Source organism: Sphingomonas sp. (assembly GCF_019635455.1).
Lineage (GTDB): Bacteria > Pseudomonadota > Alphaproteobacteria > Sphingomonadales > Sphingomonadaceae > Sphingomonas.
This window is the reverse complement of sequence record NZ_JAHBZJ010000001.1, coordinates 440,931-454,420: the sequence shown is the minus strand read 5'-3', so window position 1 is coordinate 454,420 and position 13,490 is coordinate 440,931. Positions and strand designations below refer to the sequence as shown.

The 13,490-nt window shown below is 69.3% G+C and carries 14 protein-coding genes; 7 read left to right on the top strand and 7 right to left on the bottom strand.

All coding sequences use genetic code 11. From position 1 onward, the window contains the following. The first annotated feature begins 13 nt into the window (after nt 1-13). Entirely contained in the window at nt 14-274 is a 261-nt protein-coding gene (locus tag KF783_RS02305) for a hypothetical protein (RefSeq protein ID WP_294076270.1), read from the top strand. Nucleotide 275: 1 nt separating this feature from the next. Here KF783_RS02305 and KF783_RS02300 read toward each other — a convergent pair whose 3' ends face one another. Next, nucleotides 276-941, bottom strand: a complete 666-nt coding sequence (locus tag KF783_RS02300) for a hypothetical protein (RefSeq protein WP_294076269.1) — start codon at nt 939-941, stop codon at nt 276-278. Between the two features lie 29 nt (nt 942-970). Here KF783_RS02300 and KF783_RS02295 point away from each other — a divergent pair, with 29 nt between their 5' ends. The 3 genes from KF783_RS02295 to KF783_RS02285 are packed head-to-tail and all read left to right on the top strand — an operon-like array spanning nt 971 to nt 3,452. Then, nucleotides 971-2,047, top strand: a complete 1,077-nt coding sequence (locus KF783_RS02295; RefSeq protein WP_294076268.1) for a penicillin-binding protein activator — start codon at nt 971-973, stop codon at nt 2,045-2,047. Further along, complete coding sequence (locus tag KF783_RS02290) at nt 2,044-2,580, top strand: type II secretion system protein GspJ (RefSeq protein ID WP_294076267.1); 537 nt, start codon at nt 2,044-2,046, stop codon at nt 2,578-2,580. The genes KF783_RS02295 and KF783_RS02290 overlap by 4 nt, the downstream gene beginning before the upstream one ends. After that, nucleotides 2,580-3,452, top strand: coding sequence for a type II secretion system protein GspK (locus tag KF783_RS02285; RefSeq protein ID WP_294076266.1), 873 nt, complete (start codon nt 2,580-2,582; stop codon nt 3,450-3,452). The genes KF783_RS02290 and KF783_RS02285 overlap by 1 nt, the downstream gene beginning before the upstream one ends. 17 nt (nt 3,453-3,469) lie before the next feature. Here KF783_RS02285 and hutU read toward each other — a convergent pair whose 3' ends face one another. From hutU to hutI, 4 genes are read right to left on the bottom strand one after another with little or no spacing between them, the layout of a single operon-like run. Further along, nucleotides 3,470-5,128, bottom strand: a complete 1,659-nt coding sequence (hutU, locus tag KF783_RS02280; RefSeq protein ID WP_294076265.1) for a urocanate hydratase — start codon at nt 5,126-5,128, stop codon at nt 3,470-3,472. Further along, nucleotides 5,125-5,916, bottom strand: coding sequence for an N-formylglutamate deformylase (gene hutG, locus KF783_RS02275; RefSeq protein WP_294076264.1), 792 nt, complete (start codon nt 5,914-5,916; stop codon nt 5,125-5,127). Before hutG ends, hutU begins: the two co-directional genes overlap by 4 nt. Beyond that, a complete protein-coding gene (gene hutH, locus KF783_RS02270) occupies nt 5,913-7,406 on the bottom strand; it encodes a histidine ammonia-lyase (protein ID WP_294076263.1) in 1,494 nt (497 codons plus the stop codon). The genes hutG and hutH overlap by 4 nt, the downstream gene beginning before the upstream one ends. Then, complete coding sequence (gene hutI, locus KF783_RS02265; RefSeq protein ID WP_294076262.1) at nt 7,403-8,614, bottom strand: imidazolonepropionase; 1,212 nt, start codon at nt 8,612-8,614, stop codon at nt 7,403-7,405. The genes hutH and hutI overlap by 4 nt, the downstream gene beginning before the upstream one ends. 29 nt (nt 8,615-8,643) lie before the next feature. Here hutI and KF783_RS02260 point away from each other — a divergent pair, with 29 nt between their 5' ends. The 3 genes from KF783_RS02260 (at nt 8,644) to KF783_RS02250 (ending at nt 12,058) form a co-directional block, all read left to right on the top strand. Further along, complete coding sequence (locus tag KF783_RS02260; protein ID WP_294076261.1) at nt 8,644-9,987, top strand: formimidoylglutamate deiminase; 1,344 nt, start codon at nt 8,644-8,646, stop codon at nt 9,985-9,987. After that, entirely contained in the window at nt 9,984-10,676 is a 693-nt protein-coding gene (locus KF783_RS02255; RefSeq protein ID WP_294076260.1) for a UTRA domain-containing protein, read from the top strand. The genes KF783_RS02260 and KF783_RS02255 overlap by 4 nt, the downstream gene beginning before the upstream one ends. A 161-nt stretch (nt 10,677-10,837) precedes the next feature. Further along, complete coding sequence (locus tag KF783_RS02250; protein ID WP_294076259.1) at nt 10,838-12,058, top strand: FAD-dependent oxidoreductase; 1,221 nt, start codon at nt 10,838-10,840, stop codon at nt 12,056-12,058. On the opposite strand, the gene KF783_RS02245 is transcribed toward KF783_RS02250, so the two are convergent. Next, entirely contained in the window at nt 12,055-12,588 is a 534-nt protein-coding gene (locus KF783_RS02245) for a molybdenum cofactor guanylyltransferase (RefSeq protein WP_294076258.1), read from the bottom strand. The genes KF783_RS02250 and KF783_RS02245 overlap by 4 nt on opposite strands. Then, nucleotides 12,585-13,400 carry a formate dehydrogenase accessory sulfurtransferase FdhD gene (fdhD, locus tag KF783_RS02240; RefSeq protein ID WP_294076257.1) on the bottom strand — a complete coding sequence of 272 codons (816 nt, stop codon included), beginning with the start codon at nt 13,398-13,400 and terminating at the stop codon, nt 12,585-12,587. Before fdhD ends, KF783_RS02245 begins: the two co-directional genes overlap by 4 nt. Between the last annotated feature and the right edge of the window lie 90 nt (nt 13,401-13,490).

Sequence of the window (13,490 nt, the reverse complement as noted above, 5' to 3'; positions counted from 1 at the left end):
CAGGGGGGCGTTAATGGCGGCAGTGATCGTCGATGTCATTCAAATCGCGTCCGCCGACCGCTGGTATACGGGCCACGAATGGTCAACGACTAGCGAGCGCGATCCGATCGCCTATTTCGCACTGGTGCAGGCGTTCGATCCCGAATTTCCAAATCTCGCGCCCGTGAAGCAGACGATTGCCGTGAGCGCGGGCGACGCGCTTGACGAACTGGTAGGGCGAAATATCTCGGACTTCCCGTCGGCGATCACGCATGAGTCGCGGATTATCGATTAGTCTAAAGCGTTCCGTCGAGCGACGCGCCGCCCGGCAGTCCGACGAACGGCAGGATGCGTGCGCCATCGGGCGTCACGGTGAGCTTCAGCCGGCCATCCTCGGTCAATGTCGCGTCGATCAGCGTCTGGCGGCGCTGGGCCATCGGGGTCACGCGGATCCGGGTGAGCGTCCCAACCTTCTCCGCGATGAGAAAGAGGGCCGGTACGGGGACGGCGCTGCCCCCGCCCTTGGGCGTGCAGACGCCGGGATCGGTGTTCAGTTTGCCGTCGATCCGGTTGTCCGATCCCCCGCCGATCGCGATCGAGTCGAACTCGATCTGCATCACCAGGTCGCAGGTAAAGGGAAGGTCGGGCTGGATCGCCTGGAGCAGCGAGGCATGGGCGCTGCCGCTCACCCGATCCAGCACGGTGCGTCCGAACCGCGCGAGCACGCGTCCGCCCATATCGGTATCGGGACCCGTCGCCGTCCAGTCGGCGGCGAAGGCGAGACTGGTGATCGACCGCAGCGGCGCCCAGTGCCATTCGAACTTCGTCCCGCCAGCGACGCCGACCTCGCCATTCCACAGCGTCCCGGCGACGCCGGTTCGCCATGGCCGGTTCTTGACGAACAGACTGGCCGGCATGGTCGCCACCATCGCCAGCACATAAGCGGCTATCCCGATCAGCACGAAAACGGTAAGACGCCGCCGTGCCGACCATGAAGCCCGTCCGAACACCGGCGCTGCATCGCCGGGATCTGCTGAAGCTGCTGCAATCAGCGTGTCTGTTGCCGCCGGCATTGCTCGCGAGTCCCTCCGTTCTGGCGGCCGGTTTCGACGCGAAGGTAAAGCGTGACAAGCGGCCGGTGGCGATGCTGCTCCCGCTGTCGGGGCCGCGCGCCGCGCTGGGCCTTAGCATGCGGCAGGCGGTGTTGCTTGCGGATTCTGGACCGGAAATCACCGCCTATGATACCGGCGGGACGGCCGCGGGCGCCGCGCTGGCGGCGCGCAACGCGCTGAAGGCGAAGGCGGCGATGATCGTCGGCCCGGTTACCGCAGAGGAGACGGCGGCGGTCGAGGGCGAGGTACAGGGCCGCGTGCCGGTCATCGCATTCAGCAACAATGCCGTGGTGCGCGGCCCTGGCGCGTTCCTGTTCGGCATCACCCCGTCACAGGTCACCAGCGCGATCCTGCGCTACGCCCGCTCACGCGGGGTAAAGGACGTGGTGGTGATCGACGATGCCTCGCCATGGAGCGCGGCGGCGGCGCTGGCGGCGGGCAAGGTGCAGGGCGAAATCGGCATCGACGTGCGTGCGCTGACGGTTCAGCCGGGCCAGCCGCTGCCGGCGGCGGGGGATGCGCCCGATGCGGTGCTGTTGCCCGGCAGTGGCGAGGCGGTGCTCGCCGCCGCGCGCAATCTGAAGGGAAGCGGCATTCAGCTGCTCGGCACCGTTCAGGCGCTCGATTTCCGGCCGGCGGCGCTGGAGGTGCTTGATGGTGCATGGCTCGCCAGCCCCGATCCGGCCGCATTCGGAAAATTCGCGAGCGACTATCGCGCGCGGCACGGCGGTGATCCCGGTGTGCTGGCGGCACTCGCCTACGATGCCGGCGGGATCGTCAAGACGCTGCGGGAAAAGGGATCGCTGGACCAGGCCGCACTGCTGGCGGAAACCAGCTATCGCTGCGTGACCGGCAATGCGCGGTTCCGCAGCGATGGCAGCGTGGCGCGCGAACTGGCGATCGTGGTCGCCGGCCCCCAGGGATATGAGCCGGTGGCGGTGAGCCTGGGCGCGTGAAACCGGCGTCGGACGCGTCGGGCTTCACCCTGCTCGAACTCATCATCTCGCTGGGCCTGTTCGCCCTGATCGCGGTGGCGGGGCTGGCCCTGCTCGACAGCGTGATGGGAGTGCAGAGCCGGACCGAGGGGCGGCTCGACCGGCTCGCCGCGCTGCAACGGACGATGTTCGTGATCCAGAGCGACCTTGACCAGATCACGCGCGGCGACGTGGCCGGTGGTGGATCGGATATCGGGTTCGTGCGCGTGGCGGCGGGACTGGGCGGGCTCTCCGTGCCGGTGCGCTATGCGGCGGCCGGGGGCGCGCTGGTGCGGTCGGCGCCACAGCCCCAGCCGCTGCTGGACGGCGTGACCGCCGCGCGCTGGCGGTTCCTGGACGGTGCGGCCTGGGTCGATCGCTGGCCGCCCGACGACGCGCGAAAGGCGCAATGGCCGCGCGCGGTCGAGGTCGAATTACAGATTGCGGGCGATCGCGGGCCACAGGGGCGGCTGCGCCGGGTGGTCGTGCTGCCCGTCCAGCCGAAGGACGAATGATGGCGGCGCGCGATCGCGAACAGGGCATGATCCTGGTCAACGTGCTGATGTTCGTCGCGATCGCCAGCGGGCTGGTGCTGCTGATGATCAATCGCGAGGAACTGGCGCTCGACCGCGCATTGCGCACGCGTGAGGTGGCGCGGGCTGCAGCGATCGTGCGGGGCGGCGAACTCTCGGCGATCGCCGCGCTGACGCGCGACGCACGCGACGCGCCCGAGGTCGATCATGGCGGCGAGCCATGGGCATCGATCGGTGCGAAGGGTGCGCCGATCGCGGGCGGCACCTTTGATCTGGCGGTGAGCGACGCGGAAGGGCGCTTCAACGTCAATTCGCTGCGAAGCGGGGAGGTGGCGCCGGTGCTCCTCTTTCAGAAGATCGCCGCATCGGTCGGCATTGACGAGGGGCGCGCGGTCGAGGCGATCGCCTATGTCCGCGCCCAGGGGCCGATCAGCGACGTCCGCCCGATCCGCCTGATTCCCGGCATGGATGCCCGTGCGCTCGGCCGGCTGGAGCGGATGGTGACGGCGCTGCCCGGAAATACCGCGATCAACCTGAACGCCGCCGATCGGGACTTGCTGGCGATCGTGTTCGACGATCCGGTCGTCGCCGAACGGCTGATCGCGATCCGCAAGCGGAACGAGCAGATCACCCTGCGCGACCTGTCGGAGCAGAAGGTGACCCAGCCGCCGGGAACCTCGTTCCGATCCGATACCTTCTGGGTGCATGCGCGCGCGACGATCGGCGAGACGAGCCAGGAAGGCGCGACGCTGATCCAGCGCCGGCGTCCGCGCGACGGCGAGCCGGTGGTCGCCCTGCCGGTCGCGCGGTGGCGCAACATGGCGATTCCGCCAGAGGCTCCGCCGCTCGGCTGACCGCGCCGCGTCCCGCGTCAGCCGATCGAGGGCAGGTCCAGACCCATCTCGCGCGCGCAGTCCCGCGCGATCTCATACCCCGCGTCCGCATGGCGCATGACGCCGGTCGCCGGGTCGTTCCACAGGACGCGCTCGAGGCGTCGGGCCGCCTCCGGCGTGCCGTCGGCGACGATCACCATTCCCGAATGCTGCGAATAACCCATGCCGACGCCGCCGCCATGGTGCAGCGATACCCAGGTCGCGCCCGATGCGGTGTTCAGCAGCGCATTGAGCAGCGGCCAGTCCGACACCGCGTCGGAACCGTCGCGCATCGCCTCTGTCTCCCGGTTCGGGCTGGCGACCGAGCCGCTGTCGAGATGATCGCGGCCAATGACGATCGGCGCGTCCAGTTCGCCCTTGGCCACCATGTCGTTGAAGGCGAGGGCGAGGCGATGGCGGTCGCCCAGGCCGACCCAGCAGATCCGCGCGGGAAGCCCCTGAAAGGCGATGCGGTCGCGCGCCATGTCGAGCCATTGATGCAGGTGATGGTTGCCGGGAAGCAGCTCCTTCACCTTCGCATCGGTCTTCCAGATGTCGTCCGGGTTGCCCGACAGTGCGGCCCAGCGGAACGGGCCGACGCCGCGGCAGAACAGCGGTCGGATATAGGCGGGAACGAAGCCGGGAAAGGCGAACGCGTCGGCGACGCCGGCGTCCTTTGCGACCTGGCGGATATTGTTGCCATAGTCGAACACCGGGACGCCCATTTGCTGAAAGGCGAGCATCGCGCGGACGTGCGCCGCCATCGAGCTGCGGGCGGCGGCCTCGACCGCGCCCCGGTCGGTCTCGCGCTTCGCGAACCACTGGTCCAGCGTCCAGCCGGCGGGAAGGTAGCCGTTCACCGGATCGTGCGCGCTGGTCTGGTCGGTCACCATGTCGGGGCGCACGCCGCGCCGGACGAGCTCGGGCAGGATCTCCGCCGCGTTGCCGAGCAGGCCGACCGAGACCGGGTTCTGGGAGGTGCGGATGATCTCCAGCGCCTCGTCGATGCTGGTCGCGCTGCGATCGAGATAGCGGGTGCGCAGCCGCATCTCGATCCGGCTGGGCTGGCATTCGACGGCAAGGCAGGACGCGCCCGCCATCGTCGCGGCGAGCGGCTGTGCGCCGCCCATTCCGCCCAGGCCGGCGGTGAGGATCCACCGGCCGGACAGGTCGCCGTCATAATGCTGGCGCCCCGCCTCGACGAATGTCTCATAGGTTCCCTGCACGATGCCCTGCGTGCCGATATAGATCCAGCTGCCAGCGGTCATCTGGCCGTACATCGCCAGCCCCTTTCGATCGAGCGCGTCGAAATGGTCCCATGTCGCCCAATGGGGGACCAGGTTGGAGTTGGCGATCAGCACGCGCGGTGCGTCGGGGTGGGTGCGAAACACGCCGACCGGCTTGCCCGACTGGACGAGCAGCGTCTGATCGTCGTCGAGGCGGCGGAGCGTATCGACGATGCGGTCGAAACTTTCCCAGTCGCGGGCGGCGCGCCCGATCCCGCCATAGACGACCAGGCTTTCCGGCGCTTCGGCGACGTCGGGGTCGAGGTTGTTCATCAGCATCCGGAGCGGTGCCTCGGTCAGCCAGCTCCGCGCCGTCAGGTCGGTTCCGGTCGGTGCCTTGATCCGGCGGCTGTTGTCGGTTCGGGTGGTCATTGGTGTCTCGCGAAGTCGATGGCGGCGGTGAGGATGCGGCGGAGCGTCCGCTGGCAATCCCGGGCGGTCGCCGGATGCCATGGCGGTGGCCAGTCCTCCGGCGTTTCGATCAGATAGGCGCGCATCGCCAGCTCCATCTGGATCGCATGGACCCCGCGCATGGGGGCGCCGTAATGGCGGGTGATCCATCCGCCCTTGAACCGTCCGTTGGTCACGCGCGTGCGCCCGCTGTCGTCACAGACCTGCCCGATCGCGGCGGCGAGCGCCGGGGCGCAGGATGCGCCGTCGTTGGTGCCGATGTTGAACGCGGGCAGCACGCCGTCGAACAGGCGCGGCGCGACGCTGCGGATCGAATGCGCATCGTAAAGGACGATCGCGGCATGCCGCGCGCGCAACCGCGCGATCTCCCCCGTCAGCGCCGCGTGGTAGGGATCGAACCAGGCGGTGCGGCGGCGCGCGATCTCCGCCGCGTCCGGCTCGCCGCCGGGAAGGTAGAGGGGAATGCTGTCAAAGGTTTCGACCGGACAGAGGCCGGTGGTGAATTGCCCGGGATAGAGCGTCTGGCCGGCCGGATCGCGGTTCACGTCGATGACGGTGCGCGACACCGGCGTGCGCACGATCGTCGCGTCCAGTTCCGCCGCAAAGGCATAGAGCCGATCGACATAGAGGTCCGCATCGTGCCGGGCGAGTTCGGGGGAAACCAGCCCGGTGACCCCGGCGGGGATTTCGACCCCGGCATGGGGAATGCTGACGATCAGCGGCGCATCGCCGGTGCGGATATCGATCATCGCACCGCTCCCGGCAGCCCGTCGCCCAGCGTCCCGCTCGCGATCAGCGCGGTGGCGGCGGCGATGTCGGGGGCGAAATGGCGGTCCTCGTCCAGATGCGGCACCCGCGCGCGGAGCTGCGCGCGCGCGGCCTCCAGCGCTTCGCTGGACGTCAGCGGCGCGTGGAAATCGCATCCCTGCGCTGCGGCGAGATATTCGATGCCAAGAATGGCGGCGAGGTTGGCGGTCATGTCGAGCAGGCGGCGCGCGCCATGGCCGGCCATCGACACATGATCCTCCTGGTTCGCGCTGGTCGGGATCGAATCGACACTCGCCGGATGCGCGCGCTGCTTGTTCTCGCTCACCAGCGCGGCGGCGGTCACCTGCGGAATCATGAAGCCGGAATTGAGGCCGGGGCGCGGGGTAAGGAACGCCGGCAGGCCCGACAGCGCGGGATCGACCAGCATCGCGATGCGCCGTTCGGCCAGGCTGCCGATCTCGCAGATCGCCAGCGCCAGCATGTCGGCGGCGAAGGCGACCGGTTCGGCATGGAAATTGCCGCCCGACAGCGCCTCGCCCGATTCCGCGAAGATCAGCGGGTTGTCGGTCACGCCGTTCGCCTCGACGCCCAGCGTGTCCGCGACCTGGCGGATCAGCGTCAGGCATGCGCCCATCACCTGCGGCTGGCAGCGCAGGCAATAGGGGTCCTGCACCCGTTCGTCCCCCTCGCGGTGCGATGCGCGGATCGCGGAATTGGCCATCAGCCCGGCGAGCGCCGTTGCCACCTCGATCTGGCCGGGATGACCGCGCACGTCATGAATCCGCGGATCGAACGGCGTGTCGGACCCCTTCGCCGCCTCGGTCGAGAGCGCGCCGGTGACGAGCGCGGCGCGAAACAACCGTTCGGTCTCGAACAGCGCGGCGAGTGCATAGGCGGTGCTGAACTGCGTGCCGTTGAGCAGCGCCAGCCCTTCCTTCGGGCCGAGCGTCAGGCGGCCCAGCATCGGGCCGGCCGGGCGCGGCACCCCATCGACCAACACGTCGCCCACGCCGATCATCGCGGCGGCGAGATGGGCGAGTGGGGCGAGGTCGCCGCTCGCGCCGACCGACCCCTGGGAGGGGATGATCGGCGTGATCCCGCGATCTAGCATGTCCTGGAGCATCGCGACGGTTTCGGGCCGCACGCCGCTATGCCCCTGCGCCAGGCTCGCGAGCTTGAGCGCGATCATCAGCCGGACCACCGGTGCCGGCATCGGATCGCCGACGCCCGCCGCGTGGCTCAGCACGATGTTTCGCTGAAGCGTTTCGAGATCGTCATTGCCGATCCGCACCGATGCCAGTTTTCCAAAGCCGGTGTTGATCCCATAGACCGGCTCCCCCCGCCCCAGGATCGCCTGCACCGCATCGGCGCTGGCGGCAACGCGACCGTGACAGGCGGGGTCGAGCGACGCAGGCTCTCCCCGATAGATCGCGCGCCAGGTCTTGAGCGGGGTATTGCCGGGGGTGATCATCGGCCGTCGAATATCCGTGTGTGAAGGGGGTTGGCGCCGATCCGATAGACCAGTTCGGCGGGTTCGGTGATGTCCCAGATCGCCAGATCCGCCGCCTTGCCGGTTTCGAGACTGCCGATATCGGCAGCCAGGCCCAGGGCGCGGGCGGCGTGGATGGTGATGCCGCGCAGGCATTCGGCGACCGTCAGCCGGAACAGCGTCGCGCCCATGTTCGCGGCGAGCAGCAACGAAGCCATGGGTGAGGTTCCGGGATTGCAATCGGTGGCGATTGCGATGGGAATCCCGGCATCGCGCAGCGCCGCAACCGGTGGCGGACGCGTCTCACGCGTGAAATAATAGGCGCCCGGGAGCAGCGTGGCGACGGTGCCGGCGCGCGCCATCGCCGCGATTCCGGCATCGTCCAGATGCTCAAGATGGTCGGCCGACAATGCGCCGAACCGTGCGGCCAGCGCCGCGCCATTCTGATTGGAGAGCTGTTCGGCATGCAGCTTGACCGGCATCCCGTTGGCGCGTGCGGCGGCAAGGACGCGCCCGGTCTGCGCCGGGGTAAAGCCGATGCCCTCGCAAAACGCGTCCACCGCATCGGCGATGCCGCGCGCGGCGGGGATGATCCGGTCGCAGACCAGATCGACATAGCCGTCCGGATCGCCGCGAAATTCGGGCGGCACCGCGTGCGCGGCGAGCAGCGTGGCGCGAATCCGCACCGCCCGCGCCGTCCCCAGCCGCTTGCCCGCGCGCAGCATCTTCAGCTCGTCGTCAAGCGTGAGGCCATAGCCCGATTTCACCTCGACCGTCGTTACGCCCTCGCCGATCAGCTGGTCGAGCCGGGGCAGGGCGGTGGCGATCAGCTCGTCCTCGTCCGCGGCGCGGGTCGCGCCGACCGTCGAGAGAATGCCGCCGCCGGCGCGCGCGATCTCTTCATAGGTCGCGCCTTCCAGCCGCGCCTCGAACTCTTTCGCGCGATCGCCGGCATGGACCAGGTGGGTGTGACAGTCGATCAGGCCCGGCGTGATCCAGCGGCCGTCGCAGTCCACGATCGTCCTGGCATCGGGAGCCGCGTCCTGGGGGCCGGCGAACACGATGCGCCCGCCCGTTGCCGCGACGGCGCCGCGTTCGACCACGCCCAGCCCCGTGCCATCCGCCATGGTCGCCAGGCGGGCGTTGCGCCACAGAATGTCGGGAATCGGCATCTGCTTATCGTTGGACATGCGGCCGAATATGTCTAGACATAAATGCGATGAATCTGTGGTTCGAGACTGCGCTGCTGGAACATGGCTGGGCCGATCGCGTGCGCCTGTGTGTCGCGGACGGCCGGATCGCGTCGGTCGATATCGGGGTGGCGCCGGACGCGGGGGACGAAATCCATTTCGCCGCACTGCCCGGCATCCCCAACCTGCACAGCCACGCGTTCCAGCGCGCCATGGCCGGGCTGACCGAGATGCGCGGCGCGGCGAGCGACGATTTCTGGTCGTGGCGCGACCTGATGTATCGCTTCGTCGCCCGGATCGGCCCGGACGAATGCGAGGCGATCGCCACCCTCGCCTTTGCCGAGATGCTGGAGGTCGGCTTCACCCGCGTCGGCGAATTCCACTATCTGCATCATGCGCCCGACGGGTCGCGATACGACGACCCGGCCGAAATGAGCGGGCGGATCGTGGCGGCGGCGGAGATGGCGGGGATCGGGCTGACCTTGCTCCCGGTCTTTTACGCGCATGGCGGATTTGGCGGGCAGGCGCCGGGCGCGGCGCAGGCGCGGTTCGTCCATGACGTCGATGGCTTTGCCGATCTGGTCGGGCGTGCCGCCGCGCTGTTGCCGTCCGATGGCGTGATCGGCATCGCGCCGCACAGCCTGCGCGCGGTGACGCTCGACGAACTGCGTGCGCTGATGCCGGTCGCGCCAGGCGGGCCGATCCACATCCATATCGCCGAGCAGGTGCAGGAGGTTGAGGCATGTGTCGCGTGGAGCGGGCGGCGGCCGGTGCATTGGCTTTTCGATCACCTGCCCGTCGATGCCCGCTGGACGCTGGTTCACGCCACGCATGTCGATCGGAATGAAATCGCGGACGTCGCTTCCGCTGGCGCCGTGGTCGGCCTGTGTCCCGTCACCGAAGCCAATCTTGGCGACGGCCTCTTTCCGGCGGCGCCCTTTCTCGACGCGGGGGGCGTCTTTGGTATCGGCAGCGATTCGAACGTGCGGATCGACGCTGCGGAGGAGCTTCGCCTGCTCGAATATGGCCAGCGGCTGACCGCGCGCGCACGCAATGTCCTCGCGGCGGAGACGCGATGTTCGACCGGCGCGCGGCTTTATGGCGATGCCGTGGCGGGCGGGGGCCGCGCGCTCGGCATACCCACCGGGCTTGCGGTCGGGCGGCCTGCCGACCTCGTCTCCCTGAACCGTGACGATCCGGTCTTCGCCGCGCGTGGCGGGGACGCGCTGCTCGATTCGCTGATCTTTGCCGGGCGCCGGACGATCGATTGCGTGTGGCGCGCCGGCACGAAACAGGTGGAGCGCGGGCGGCATCGGCATCGTGACGCGATCGAGGCACGTTATCGGGCGGCATTGGAAAGGCTGATCGCATGAGCATCGAGGCGCGAATCCGCGGCGACATCGAATCGCGCATCCGCTCGGGCGAATGGGCGCCGGGGACGCGGGTCCCGACCGAGCATCAACTGGTCGCCACCTATCGCTGTGCGCGCGCCACCGCGAACAAGGCGCTGACCCGGCTGGCGCGCGAGGGGCTGATCGAGCGGCGACGACGCGCGGGCAGCTTCGTGGCAAAGCCGCAGATCCGTACCGCGGTCGTCGGTGTCCCCGATATCGGCGCGCTGATCGCCGCGCGGGGCGAGACCTATCGCTGGGAGTTGCTGAGCGTCGAACTTCAACGGCGCGCGCCGGAGGGGTTCCCGGCCCGCTCGGGCGGCTGCTGGCTGGCGCTGTCGGGCATCCACCATGCCGGCGCCACGCCGTTCGGCTGGGAGGAGCGTTGGCTGGACCTGGCGGTGGCGCCGGGTGCGGAAGGGGCGGATTTCGCGGCGACCGCGCCGGGCGCGTGGCTGCTCGCGCATGTCCCCTGGACCGAGGCGCGGCACCGGATCGGCGCGATCGGCGCCGGCGCCGAGGCCGCGCGCGAACTGCGCATCGACTCCGGCGCGCCATGTTTGCAGATCGAGCGCTGGACATGGCGGGGACAGGATCCGGTGACCTGCGCACGCCAGGTCTTTCCGGCCGCCCATTATCAGCTGGTCGAGGATTTCACGCCCCGCCAATGAGTGCGGCCGGCAGCGGCAGGACGCCGTCTGACGCCCGATCCGTTTCCCGCGCCGGCCCGCGATTGAGCGGTGCTGCATTGACCTTGCCACCGTTCATGCGCGATTGCGCGCGGCAATGACGGGCGCGATGCGCGCCGCGCCGTGGCAAGGGAGAATGGTCGATGCACTTTGACGTCCTGATCGTGGGAGCCGGACATGGCGGCGCTCAGGCGGCCATTGCGCTGCGCCAGGCGAAGGTTGACGGCACGATCGGGATGGTCGGGGACGAACCGGAACTGCCCTATGAGCGCCCGCCACTGTCCAAGGAATATCTGGCGGGGGAAAAGGGGTTCGACCGCCTCCTGATCCGTCCTGCCGCCTTTTGGGAGGAGCGGGGGGTGACGATGCTGCCCGGCCGGCGCGTGGTCGCGGTCGATCCGGCGGCGCACAGCGTCACCTGCGACGATGGCGCGATGATCGGCTATGGCAAGTTGATCTGGGCGACCGGCGGCGCGCCGCGTCGGCTGGGCTGCGCCGGCAACACCCTGGCCGGGGTCCACACCGTGCGCACCCGCGCCGATGCCGACCGGATGATGGACGAGCTGACCCATGTCACCCGCGCGGTGGTGATCGGCGGCGGCTATATCGGGCTGGAGGCGGCGGCGGTGCTTGCCAAGTTCGGCAAGCAGGTGGTGCTGCTCGAAGCGCTGGACCGGGTTCTGGCGCGGGTCGCCGGCCCGGACCTGTCACGCTTTTACGAGGCGGAGCATCGTGCGCACGGCGTCGATGTGCGGCTGGGCGTCGCGGTCGATTGCATCGAGGGCGACGGCAAGGTGAGCGGCGTGCGCCTGGCCGATGGGGAGGTGATCCCGGCCGATCTGGTGATCGTGGGAATCGGCATCATCCCGGCGGTCGAGCCGCTGATCGCTGCGGGGGCGAATGGCGGCAACGGCGTGGCGGTTGATGCCCAGTGCCGCACGTCGCTGCCCGATATCTTCGCGATCGGCGACTGTGCGCTGCACGCCAACGCCTATGCCGATGGCGCGGCGATCCGGGTCGAATCGGTTCAGAACGCCAACGATCAGGCGACCGTCGCGGCAAAGACGATCGCCGGGCTGGATGCGCATTATGATTCGGTGCCATGGTTCTGGTCGAACCAATATGATCTTCGGCTTCAAACGGTCGGCCTGTCGATCGGCCATGACGCGACGGTGCTGCGCGGCGATCCCGCGACGCGCAGCTTCTCGATCATCTATCTGAAGGGCGGGCGGGTGATCGCGCTCGACTGCGTCAACGCGACGAAGGATTATGTGCAGGGCCGCAAGCTGGTGGTCGAGCGGCTGTCCGTCGATCCCGAACGGCTCGCCGATACGCAGACGCCGCTCAAGGAACTGGCGGCCTAGCTCAGGCGCCACCCCGGCGTCATGCGGGCAAGGTCGTCCGGCGTGTTGATGTTCGGGGGGACGAAGTCGCTTTCGATCATTCGCGCGCCGACCTTTGTCGCAAAGCCGCGCATCGAACGGCGCGGATCCGTGCGGACGAACGCATCGATCGCGTCCGCCAGCGCGGCGGGCCACACCCCGATGACCGGCTGTCCGGTCAGGCAGGCGGGGCCGGGCGAGAGCCGATCGACCAGCGGAGCGGGGAGCGTGAGGCAATCGACCGGAATCGCCAGCACCTCGCCATGGCCGTGTCCGGCGGCATGGCGCAGCGCGGCGGCGAGGCCGCCGAGCGGACCAAGGCCGGCGCGCGGCCAATCGGGCAGCGTGCGATACCCACTGGCTTCGTGGCCGATCACGACCACGCTGTCGCAATAGGCCGCAAGGGCATGCGCCGCGTGATCGAGAAGCGTCTGCCCGTTCAGCCGCGCCAGCGCCTTGTCGGTGCCGAAACGGCGCGATCGTCCGCCGGCCAGCAGCGCGCCGAGCCTCATCGGATCTGCCCGCGTGAATCGCTGACCACCAGCGCGGAATCGGCCCGTGCCAGGCTCACCAGCGTCAGCCCGGCGGCGGTCGCCCGCTCCACCGCCAGGCTGGTGGGGGCAGAGATCGTCACCAGCATCGGACAGCCGGATCGCACCGTCTTTTCCACCAGCTCGTAGCTGCATCGGGCCGACAGCAGGATGAACCCGGCCGCAGGGTCGGTGCCTTCCCGCGCCAGTGCGCCGACCAGCTTGTCGAGCGCATTGTGGCGCCCGACATCCTCGCGCACGCAGGCGATGGTTCCGTCGGACCGGCAAAAGGCGGCGGCATGGGCGGCCCCGGTCGCGCGACCGAGCGGCTGATGGTCGCGCAGCGTCGCCAGCGCGGCGGCAATCGCGGCGCGGTCGGTGGCGATACGGGCGGTGAGCCGGGGAAGGGGGCGCATCACCTGGTCGATGCTCTCCATGCCGCACAGGCCGCAGCTGCTCTCCGACACCCGCATGCGCGCGCGTTCGAACACCCGCGCGCGGCATCGCGCCGCGAGCCAGATGCGCAGGACCACGCCGCCCTGCGCCGTTCCATGCGCCTCGACGCTCTCGATATCGGCGCGCGTGTCCGCCAGCCCCTCGGCAAGCGCGAAGCCAGTGGCATAATCCTCCAGATCGGCCGGGGTCGCCATCATCACGGCATAGCCGATGCCACACGCCTCGATCGCCACCGGCGCCTCGATCGCGACGCTGCGCCGTACCGGGCCATCGCCGGCATCGTCGAACGCCAGCCGGGCGACCGTGAAGTCCGTGTGAAGCCGTTCGATCCCGTTCATCGTCTCATCCACCGCGCATCGTCATGCCGGGTGGTTGCATCGCGATCAACATTGCCCTCAATCTGCCAGGGGGCCGCGCCGGGCCTTCGT

Bases quoted from the DNA above. Each gene is read 5' to 3' on its own strand.
- hutI (WP_294076262.1), bottom strand. From the start codon at position 8,614: ATGTCCAACGATAAGCAGATGCCGATTCCCGACATTCTGTGGCGCAAC.
- hutH (WP_294076263.1), bottom strand. From the start codon at position 7,406: ATGATCACCCCCGGCAATACCCCGCTCAAGACCTGGCGCGCGATCTAT.
- KF783_RS02250 (WP_294076259.1), top strand. From the start codon at position 10,838: ATGCACTTTGACGTCCTGATCGTGGGAGCCGGACATGGCGGCGCTCAG.
- KF783_RS02255 (WP_294076260.1), top strand. From the start codon at position 9,984: ATGAGCATCGAGGCGCGAATCCGCGGCGACATCGAATCGCGCATCCGC.
- KF783_RS02285 (WP_294076266.1), top strand. From the start codon at position 2,580: ATGGCGGCGCGCGATCGCGAACAGGGCATGATCCTGGTCAACGTGCTG.
- hutU (WP_294076265.1), bottom strand. From the start codon at position 5,128: ATGACCACCCGAACCGACAACAGCCGCCGGATCAAGGCACCGACCGGA.
- fdhD (WP_294076257.1), bottom strand. From the start codon at position 13,400: ATGAACGGGATCGAACGGCTTCACACGGACTTCACGGTCGCCCGGCTG.
- KF783_RS02245 (WP_294076258.1), bottom strand. From the start codon at position 12,588: ATGAGGCTCGGCGCGCTGCTGGCCGGCGGACGATCGCGCCGTTTCGGC.
- KF783_RS02305 (WP_294076270.1), top strand. From the start codon at position 14: ATGGCGGCAGTGATCGTCGATGTCATTCAAATCGCGTCCGCCGACCGC.
- KF783_RS02260 (WP_294076261.1), top strand. From the start codon at position 8,644: ATGAATCTGTGGTTCGAGACTGCGCTGCTGGAACATGGCTGGGCCGAT.
- KF783_RS02295 (WP_294076268.1), top strand. From the start codon at position 971: ATGAAGCCCGTCCGAACACCGGCGCTGCATCGCCGGGATCTGCTGAAG.
- hutG (WP_294076264.1), bottom strand. From the start codon at position 5,916: ATGATCGATATCCGCACCGGCGATGCGCCGCTGATCGTCAGCATTCCC.